Origin of the sequence: Nocardia sp. NPDC057353 (genome assembly GCF_042667085.1) — a bacterium.
Classification (GTDB): domain Bacteria; phylum Actinomycetota; class Actinomycetes; order Mycobacteriales; family Mycobacteriaceae; genus Nocardia.
Map to the genome: position 1 here is coordinate 205,738 of NZ_JBHVAK010000001.1, position 10,798 is coordinate 216,535.

1 protein-coding gene is annotated in these 10,798 nt (G+C 72.5%); it reads left to right on the forward strand.

What is annotated here, in order from left to right; genetic code table 11:
* Window positions 1-10,770 (forward strand): type I polyketide synthase, encoded by a 10,770-nt coding sequence (locus ACFUUZ_RS00735; RefSeq protein WP_378690771.1) that lies wholly within the window; start codon window positions 1-3, stop codon window positions 10,768-10,770.
* The last annotated feature ends 28 nt before the right edge of the window (window positions 10,771-10,798 follow it).

Here is a 10,798-nt window from a genome sequence, read left to right on the forward strand (position 1 = left end):
ATGGATGCGAACGAGCTGATCGAGGCGCTGCGGGATTCCCTCAAGGAGATCCGGTCGCTGAAGGACGAGAAGGCCGAGCTCCTGCACCGGAGCACCGAGCCCATCGCAGTGGTCGGGATGGCGTGCCGATTCCCCGGCGGCATCGACGACCCCGGACAGCTGTGGCGATTCGTCGTCGCGGGCGGCGACGCGATCACCGATTTCCCCACCGATCGCGGCTGGGACATCGAGGCGCTCTTCGACCCGGATCCGGACAGCCGCGGCACCTCCTATACGAGGGCGGGCGGATTCCTGCACGACGCGGGCGATTTCGACCCCGGATTCTTCGGCATCTCACCGCGCGAGGCGCTGGCCATGGACCCGCAGCAGCGGCTCATGCTGGAAACCAGCTGGGAGGCGCTGGAGAACTCCGGCATCGCCCCGGCCTCGCTGAAGGGCACCGACACCGGCGTCTTCTCGGGGGTGACCTACCACGACTACATCTCCGGGCTGCGGAACCTGCCGGACGGCGTGGAGGGCTTCCTCGGCACCGGCAATGCGGCCAGCGTGCTCTCCGGCCGGGTGTCCTACGTGCTCGGGCTGGAAGGACCCGCCGTCACGCTGGACACCGCCTGCTCCTCGTCGCTGGTGACGATGCACCTTGCCGGCCAGGCGCTGCGCCGCGGCGAGTGCTCGCTGGCGCTCGCGGGCGGGGTGACCGTGATGGCCACCCCCGGCGCCTTCGTGGATTTCAGCAGGCAGCGCGGCCTCGCCGCCGATGCCCGCTGCAAGGCGTTCGCGAAGGGCGCGGACGGCACCGCGTGGGGCGAGGGCGTCGGTGTGCTGGTGCTGGAGCGCCTCTCCGACGCCGAGGCCGCAGGCAGGCGCGTGCTGGCGGTGCTGCGCGGCAGCGCGGTGAACCAGGACGGCGCCTCCAACGGCCTGACCGCGCCGAACGGCCCGTCGCAGCAGCGCGTGATCCGCCGGGCCCTGGCCGCGGCCGGGCTGACCACTGCCGATATCGACGCGGTGGAGGCGCACGGCACCGGAACCTCCCTGGGTGACCCCATCGAGGCGCAGGCGCTGCTGGCGACCTACGGCCGGGACCGCACCGACCCGCTGTGGCTGGGGTCGATCAAGTCGAATATCGGCCACGCGCAGGCGGCGGCGGGCGTCGCCGGGGTGATCAAGATGATCATGGCGATGCGGCACGGCGTCCTGCCTGCGACGCTGCACGTGGACGAGCCGACCCCGCACGTCGACTGGTCCGCCGGGGCGGTGCGGCTGCTCACCGAGCGGCGGGACTGGCCGGTGAACGGGCATCCGCGCCGGGCCGCGGTGTCCTCGTTCGGGGTCAGCGGCACCAATGCGCACGTGATCCTGGAGGACGCGCCCCGCGCCGAGCGGGAACCCCCGCGGGACGACGAGGCGCCGGTGGCGCTGGTGCTCTCCGGCCGGGGGCCGGAGGCGGTCGCCGCGCAGGCCGGGCGGCTCGCCGAGCGGCTGCGCGAGGAATCCGCTCCGACACCGGTCGAGGTCGCCCGGTCGCTGGTGTCGACGCGGTCGCTGTTCGAGGATCGGGTGGTCGTGGTCGGCGTCGACCGTGGGGAGTTGCTCTCGGGGTTGGATGCGGCGGCGGGGGGGTTCCCGCACCCGGGTGTGGTGTCGGGGTCTGTGCGTCCGGGTTCGGGTGTGGTGTTCGTGTTCCCGGGTCAGGGTGGGCAGTGGGTGGGGATGGGTCGTGAGTTGTTGGCGTCGTCTCCGGTTTTCGCGGCGCGGATGGATGAGTGTGCGGAGGCCCTGTCCCCGTATGTTTCGTGGTCGTTGCGTGATGTCCTCGGTGACGAGGAGGCGTTGGCGCGGGTGGATGTGGTGCAGCCGGTGCTGTGGGCGGTGATGGTCTCGCTGGCGGCGGTGTGGGAGTCGCTGGGCGTCGAGCCCGCTGCGGTGATCGGGCATTCGCAGGGTGAGATCGCGGCCGCTGTGGTCGCGGGGGTGTTGAGCCTGGGGGATGGTGCCCGGGTGGTGGCGTTGCGCAGTGCGGCGCTGCGTTCGCTGAGTGGCAGCGGGACCATGCTGTCTGTCGCCGCACCCGTCGGTGAGCGGCCGGGCATCTCGGTCGCCGCGGTGAACGGCCCGGAGGCGGTGGTGCTGTCCGGCACGACGGAAGCCCTCGAGGCGTTCGCCGCCGAGCTGGATGCCGAGGTTCGGACCCGGTGGCTTCCGGTCGATTACGCCTCGCACTCCCCGGCTGTCGAGTCCCTGCGGGACGATCTGCTGCGGGTGCTGTCCGATGTGCGGCCCGGGCCGGGCCGGGTGCCGCTGTACTCGACGGTCACCGCGAGCATCCTCGACACCACGACGATGGATGCCGCCTACTGGTACGAGAACCTGCGTACGACGGTCGATTTCCACGGTGCGGTCACCGCTGCACGCGCGGACGGCCTCACGAAACTGGTGGAGGTCTCCCCGCACCCGGTGCTGCCGGGCGCGGTCACCGTGGGCACGCTGCGCCGCGATCAGCCCGAGCAGCGCCAGTTCCTGCTCTCGGCGGCGGAGCTGTTCGTCACCGGCACCCCCGTCGACTGGAGCGCCGTGCACGGCACCGACCCGCACTGGGTCGAGCTCCCCACCTATGCCTTCCAGCACCGGCGCTACTGGCTCGAATCCGGCCGGGCCGGGGGCGGGGACGCATCCGGCCTCGGACTCGATCCGGTCGAGCACCCGCTGCTCGGCGCGGTGGTGGCGCTCGCCGAGGCCGATACCGTCGTGCTGACCGGACATCTTTCGGCCCGGACGCACGCGTGGGTGCTCGACCACACTGTGCTGGGATCGGCGCTGCTGCCGGGTACCGCCTTCGTGGATCTGGCCATCTGCGCCGCCGATCGGATCGGCTACGACCGGGTGGACGAACTCGTCATCCACACCCCCCTCGTGCTCGGTGAGCCGAGGGACCTGCAGATCGTCGTCTCCGGTGCCGACCGCGGCCGGACCATCGACATCTACTCCCGCCCGCACGGCAACGACACCTGGACCCGGCACGCCACCGGCACCCTGACCAGGGAACCGGCCCCGGCACCGCACGACGACCTGCCCGGTGAGTGGCCGCCCGCCGAGGCCGAGCCGGTGCCGCTGGACGACTTCTACGATCGGCTCGCCGATGCCGGGTTGGCGTACGGCCCGGCCTTCCGCGGTTTGCGCGCCGCCTGGCGGCACGCGACCGATGTGTACGCCGAGGTCGCGCTGCCCGACCGGGACGGCTCGGCCGAGGCGGGTTTCGGCGTGCACCCGGCGCTGCTGGACGCGGCGCTGCACGCGTCCGGGCTCGCCGGGATCGGTGCGGAGACCGCCGCGGGGACGGGGCTGCTTCCCTTCGCCTGGACCGGTATCGCGCTGCACGCCACCGACGCCCGCTCACTGCGGGTCCGGTTGCGCCGCACGGCGGATGACACCGTGGCGGTGAGCGCCACCGACCCGCTCGGCGCCCCGGTGATCACCATCGACGGGCTGACGCTGCGCCCCGTCACCCGCGAGCACATCGCGGCCGACGACGGCGCCGCCCGCGATCTCTACACCGTCACCTGGGTGCGGCATCCCGCCGATCCCGAGCCGGGCATCGAGATCGACTGCACGGTGCTGGCCGCGGCCGCCACCGACCTGGCCGCGGTGGTCGCCGCACCGCCTGCGGTACTGGTCCTGGCAATCCCGGACGGCACCGAATCCGCCACCGCGCTCCTGGGTCGGACTCTCAGCGTTGTCCAATCCTGGCTCAGCGCTGCGGAATTGGGCAGCACGCGGCTGGCCGTGCTGACCCGCAATGCCGTGGCGGTGCGCCCCGCCGACCTTGTGGACCCGGCCGCGGCCGCGGTCTGGGGGTTCGTGCGCTCGGTGCAGACCGAGAACCCGGACCGGGTGCTGCTGATCGATACCGATACCGACGGCATTCCCAGCACGGCCATCGCGTCCGGGCAGGCGCAGGTCGCCGTGCGCGGGGGCGAGCTGTCGGTGCCGAGGATCGGGCGCGGTCACGCTGCAGGCACCACCTCGCTCGCCACCCCGTCGACGGTGTTCGGGGGCACGGAGTGGTGCATCGGCGGCGGCACCGACGGGTCGCTGGAGAGCATTGCCGCCCGCCCGGCGGAGCCCGGCGCGGTGGGCCCCGGCGATGTGCGGGTCCGGGTGCTGGCGGCCGGCGTGAACTTCCGTGATGTGCTGATCGGCCTCGGGGTCTACCCCGGCGACGCCGTCATGGGCAGCGAGGGCGCAGGCGTGGTGGAGGAGATCGGCGCCGAGGTCACCGGGGTTGCGGTGGGCGATCGGGTGATGGGCATGTTCGTCAGCGGCTTCGCACCGACGGCGGTCATGGACGCGCGCATGGTGACCCGGATGCCGTCGGGATGGTCGTTCGCGCAGGCAGCGTCGGTGCCGGTGGTGTTCCTGACTGCCTGGTACGGCTTGCGGGATCTGGCGCAGGTCCGGTCGGGGGAGCGGTTGCTGATTCATGCCGCTGCCGGTGGTGTGGGCATGGCGGCGACGCAGTTGGCGCGGCTCTGGGGTGTGGATGTGTGTGCGACTGCGAGCCCGGGCAAGTGGGCCGTGGTGGATGTCGAGCGGATCGCTTCCTCGCGTGAGTTGGGTTTCGGTCGGGTGCTGGGCGAGGTCGATGTGGTGCTGAATTCGTTGACCGGGGAGTTCTTGGACGAGTCGTTGTCGATGCTCGGCGCGGGTGGTCGGTTGATCGATATGGGCAAGCTCGATGTCCGGGATCCGGGTGAGGTGGCGGAGCGGTATCCGGGGGTGCGGTATCGCCGATTCGATTTGGCGGAGGCGGGTCTGGATCGGATCCAGCAGATGCTGGCCGAGCTGGCAGCGCTGTTCGAGTCGGGCGCGCTCACCCCGCTGCCGACGACCTGCTGGGATGCCCGCGATGCGATCGACGCGCTGCGCTACGTCCAGCAGGCCAGGCACATCGGCAAGGTCGTGCTCACCGTTCCGCAGCCGTGGAATACCGAGGGCACGGTGCTGATCACCGGCGGCACCGGTGTCCTCGGCGCGGCACTTGCGCGGCACCTGGTCGCGGCCGGCGCCCGCAAACTGGTCTTGACCAGCCGTCGCGGGGCCGAAGCGCCCGGTGCCCCTGAGCTGATGGCCGAACTCGCCCGCACGGACGCCCGAGTCGAGATCGTGGCCTGCGATGTTTCGCACCGTGATTCGGTCGCCGCGCTGTTGGCAGGGATCCCGGACCTGACGGCGGTCGTGCACGCGGCCGGTGTGCTCGATGACGGCACGGTGGAAACGCTGACCCCGGAGCGGATCGAAGCCGTGCTGGCCGCCAAGGCCGACGCCGCCCGGCACCTGCACGAGCTGACCCGCGATCGGCCGCCTGCGGGCTTCGTCCTGTTCTCCTCCGCCTCGGCGACCTTCGGCAATGCCGGGCAGGCCAACTACGCGGCGGCCAACGCCTACCTGGATGCGTTGGCTACCGCGCGGCGGGCGCATGGCCTTCCGGCGGTGTCGATCGGCTGGGGGCTGTGGGAGCAGGCCAGCGCGATGACCGGTGCGCTGACCCGCGCCGATCACGCCCGCATGAGCCGCGGCGGCACTCGCGCGCTCTCCACCGCGCGCGGCCTGGCCCTGTTCGACATCGCCGCGGCCGCACCGGAGCCCACGCCGCTCGCCATCGTTCTCGACCACGACGACCTGCGCGCCCGCGCCCGCTCCGGCGCGGTGCACCCGCTGCTGCGCGACCTGGTGCGCGTGCCCGCCCGCCGTTCCGCCGCGGCGGGTCCGGAGACGGCCGCGGGGCTCGGTGCCCGGCTGACGGCCATGACCGCGGGGCAGCGCCACCGGCATGTGCTCGACCTGGTCCGCGCGCACACCGCGACCGTGCTGGGCTACCCGGACGCCGCCGGTATCGGCGCCGACCGCGCCTTCCGGGACCTGGGGTTCGATTCGCTCACCGCCGTCGAGTTCCGCAATCGGCTGGCGGCGAGCATCGGCCGCACCCTACCCTCGACCCTGGTCTTCGATTTCCCCACCCCGGACGCCGTCACCCGGCACCTGCTGGAGGCCATCGACCCCGGCCCCACGGCCACCGCGAGCACCGCCACCGGCGAGGCAACCACCGAGGACGCCGTGGTCGTGGTGGGGATGGCGTGCCGATTCCCGGGCGGGGTCGGCACCCCGGAGCAGCTGTGGGACCTGGTGATCGGCGCCGGTGATGCCATCACCCCGCCCCCCGGTGACCGTGGCTGGGATCTGGACAGCCTCTACAACCCCGACCCGGACAGCGCGGGCACCTCCTACACCAGCGAGGGCGGATTCCTGCACGGCGCGGGCGATTTCGATGCCGGGTTCTTCGGGATCTCCCCGCGCGAGGCGCTGGCGATGGATCCGCAGCAGCGGTTGATGCTGGAGGTCGGCTGGGAGGCGCTGGAGAGCGCCGGAGTGAACCCGAAGTCGTTGCGCGACAGTGATACCGGTGTGTTCGCGGGCGTGACTTATCACGATCACGCGTCTCGGTTGCGGAGCGTGCCCGAGGGGCTGGAGGGGCTGCTCGGGACCGGTAGTTCGGCGAGTGTGGTGTCGGGCCGGTTGTCGTATGTGCTGGGTTTACAGGGCCCGGCCATGACGGTGGACACCGCGTGCTCGTCCTCGCTGGTGGCGGTCCACTTGGCGGCACAGGCGCTGCGCGGCGGCGAGTGCTCGCTGGCCCTGGCGGGCGGCGTGACGGTCATGGCGACGCCGGGCACCTTCATCGATTTCAGCCGCCAGCGCGGGCTGGCCGGGAACGGCCGCTGCAAGGCCTTCGATGCTGCCGCCGATGGTTTCGGCCCGGCTGAGGGTGTGGGTGTGTTGGTGCTGGAGCGGCTCTCGGACGCGCGGGCGAAGGGCCATCCGGTGCTCGCGGTGCTGCGTGGCAGCGCCGTGAACCAGGACGGCGCCTCCAACGGGTTGACGGCGCCGAACGGCCCGTCCCAGCAGCGGGTCATCCAGCAGGCGCTCACCGCCGGTGGGTTGACCACGGCCGAGGTGGATGTGGTCGAGGCCCACGGCACCGGCACCGCGCTCGGCGATCCCATCGAGGCGCAGGCCCTCATCGCCACCTACGGGCAGGACCGCGAGGAGCCGCTGTGGCTCGGGTCGATCAAGTCCAATATCGGCCACACCCAGGCCGCCGCCGGGGTCGCCGGGGTGATCAAGATGATCATGGCGCTCCGGCACCGGGTCATGCCGCCGACGCTGCACGTCGAGGAGCCGACACCGCACGTGGACTGGTCCGCGGGTACGGTCGAGCTGCTCACCAGCGCGCGGGAGTGGCCGCGCAACGGCCACCCGCGGCGCGCGGCGGTCTCCTCGTTCGGGATCAGCGGCACGAACGCCCACCTCATCCTGGAACAGCCGCCCGAGCCCGCGCCTGCCGCGACCCCGGAGCCCGCCCTCGAGGGCCCGGTGGCCTGGGTGGTCTCCGGTCGCGGCCGCGCCGCCGTGGCCGCGCAGGCCGGCCGGCTGGCTTCCTGGGTACGCGAGCACCCCGAGTTGGACCCGGTCGATATCGGATGGTCACTGGCCTCGACCCGTGCGACCTTCGAGGACCGCGTCGTCGTGGTCGGCGACGATCCCGGCACCCTGCTCGCCGGGCTCGACGCGGCCGCCCGTGACGAACCGCACCCCGCCGTGGTGTCCGAGCCGGATGCGGGCGCCGCCACCGGCCTCTGCCTGCTGTTCGGCGGACAGGGTTCGCAGCGGGTCGGTATGGGGAAGGAACTCGCGGCCGCGTACCCGATCTTCGCCGATGCTTTCGATGAGGTGTGCGGGTATCTGGACGATTCGCTGCGGGAGGTGATCGACAACGATCCGGTGCTGTTGAACGAGACCCGCTATACCCAGCAGGCGTTGTTCGCGGTCGAGGTCGCGTTGTTCCGGCTGCTCGAATCCTGGTCGATCACCCCCGATTACGTGCTCGGCCACTCGATCGGTGGCCTGGCGGCCGCTCATGTGGCCGGAGTCATGTCGCTGCCGGATGCCGCGCGGGTGGTGGCCGAGCGTGGCCGGTTGATGCAGGAGCTTCCCGCTGGCGGCGCGATGGTGTCGATCCGGGCCGGTGAGCAGGAAGTGCTGGACTCGATCGGGCTGGTGCTGCCGGACAGCGCGGTGGTGTCGGTGGCGGCGGTGAATGCCGCTGATGCGGTGGTGATCTCGGGTGATGAGGACGCGGTCACCGAGGTGGCGGGCTACTGGCTGGCGGCGGGGCGCCGGACGAAGCGTCTTCCGGTTTCGCATGCTTTTCACTCGCCCCGTATGGATCCTGTCCTGGACGAGTTCCGTGGGGTCCTGGCGGGTGTCGAGCTGCGTCCGCCGTTGATTCCGGTGATCTCCGACAGCACGGGGGAGCTACTGACGGTCGAGCAGGCCACCTCGCCGGAGTACTGGGTGCGGCATCTGCGTGACACCGTCCAGTTCTCCCGCGCGCTGTCCGGTCTCGCCGAGCAGGGCGTGAACCGTTTCCTCGAGCTCGGCGACGGTGGTCTGGCGAGCCTGGTGCACGAGGGTGTCGCTGCGGGACTGTGGCGGGGTGAAAGCGAGGTGACGGCGGTGCCGACCGGGGTGGCGCGGGTCTTCACCGCGGGCGTCCACGTCGACTGGGCGGCGGTCACCGCGGGCCCGGCCGCGCGCCGGGTTGCGCTGCCCACCTACGCCTTCCAGCACGAGCACTACTGGCTCCCCAGCGGGAGCGCACCCGCCGCATCGGCGGATGGAATCGACGCCGAATTCTGGGCCATGGTCGATGCCGGGCAACTCCCCGCGCTGCCGTCCGGCACCGATCCGGCGCCGGTACTCGCCGCGCTGGCGGAATGGCGGAGCGCGCGCCGAGCCAGGTCGGAACTCGACGAGCTGCGCTACCGGGTCGACTGGATCCCGGCCACCGCGCCGCTCGGCGACGGGCGGCTCGCCGGCACCTGGCTGCTCGTCACCGCACCGGGCGCGGAGGAGACCGCCGCCGCGTGCGCGCGGGCGCTCACGGCGCGCGGCGCCACCGTCCGGGAGTCGGCGGCCGGTGATCGGCAGACCTGGCAGGAGCGCCTGGCCTGCGAGCCGCCGACCGGAGTCCTGTCCCTGCTGGGGCCCGCGGGCACGCTCGCCCTGGTGCAGGGGCTCAGTGCGGCAGGGCTGCGGTCACCGCTGTGGTGCGTGACCCGCGGCGCCGTCTCGGTGGCGGGCTCGGACCCGCTGACCGCGCCGGAACAGGCCATGATCTGGGGCCTCGGCCGGGTCGCCGGACTCGAACACCCGGATTGCTGGGGCGGATTGATCGATCTTCCCGCCCAGCTCGATACCCGCGCGGAGCGGGCCCTGGCCGAGGTGGTGACCGGCACCGGCGGGGAAGACCAGGTGGCCATCCGCTCGGCGGGGGTGTTCCTGCGCAGGCTGGTCCCCGCTCCGGGCGCGGGCGCGGAACCGCCCGCGGAGCTGGACGGCACCGTCCTCGTCACCGGCGCCGCCGGTGCGCTCGGCGTGCACGCCGCCCGCTGGGCCGCCGCCCGCGGCGCCCGGCGGCTGGTGCTGCTCAACCACGACGATGCCGCGGAGGAGCCGGCCGGTCTGCCGGTGCGGACGGTGCGGTGCGATCCCGCCGATCGGGCCGCGCTCGCCGCGGTGCTCGCCGAGATCCAGCCGCTCAACGCTGTCGTGCACGCCGCCGTGCGCGGTGCCGACGACGTCCTCGAGGCCATCGACCCCGACCGGCTGGAAGCCGTGCTCGACGCCGAGCGGACGGCCGCCCGCACCCTGCACGAGCTCACCGCCGCGCTCCCGCTCTCGGCCTTCGTGCTGTTCTCCTCCGCCGCGGGCGTGTGGGGCGGCGGTGGTCAGGGCGCGTTCTCGGCCGCCAATGCCTATCTCGACGCGCTGGCCGAGCATCGCCGCCAGGCCGGGCTGCCCGCCACCGCCATCGCCTGGGGGCCATGGCAGGAGAACGGCGGGCACGAAGGTGCGCAGGCTCGCGAGCGTTTCGATCGGCAGGGCCTGCGCACCATGGACCCGGCCGCCGTGATGGCCGTGCTGGACGGCGCGACGGCCGCGGGTGGGCGCACGCTGGCGGTCGCGGACGTCGACTGGGCCCGGTTCTACCCGACCTTCGCGCTGGCCCGCCCGCGCCCGCTGCTCGCGGCGCTTCCCGCCGTCGTCGAGCTGCTGAACCGGCAGGACGACGACGGCGCGCCGAACGAGGCGAAATCGGAGTGGGTGGCCCGGCTCACCGCGCTCTCCGGCGCGGACCAGCAGCGGCTGGCGCTGGACCTCGTCTGCACCCACGTCGCCACCATCCTCGGGCACGCGGGGCCGCGGTCGGTCGAGCCCGACCGGCCGTTCCGGGAGGCCGGGTTCGACTCGCTCACCGCCGTCGAACTCCGCAATCACCTGAACCGCGCCACCGGCCTCGCGCTCCCGGCGACGTTGATCTTCGACTACCCGACGCCGAGGGAGATCGCGGACCACATCCGCGCGCTGCTCGGTGCGGAGCGGAACGGCGAGGCGACGCCGGTGGCCGAGCGGGTGGCCGCCCTCGAGCAGGAGGTGACCAGGGCGATCGCGGAGTTCACGCGGGCGCCGGAGCGGATCGATCCGGACGAGATCGCGAGCGTGGTCGCCCGGATGAAATCGGTGCTCTCACGGTACGAATCGGTGCGATCGCTGGCCCGGCCGGAAGCCGGGGACCGTGATCTCGAAGCCGCGTCCGTGAACGAGCTGCTCGATTTCATCGACGAAGAATTCGGAAGCGTTGCGGAATAGAGGGCTTTCCCATGGTTGAGAACGACAC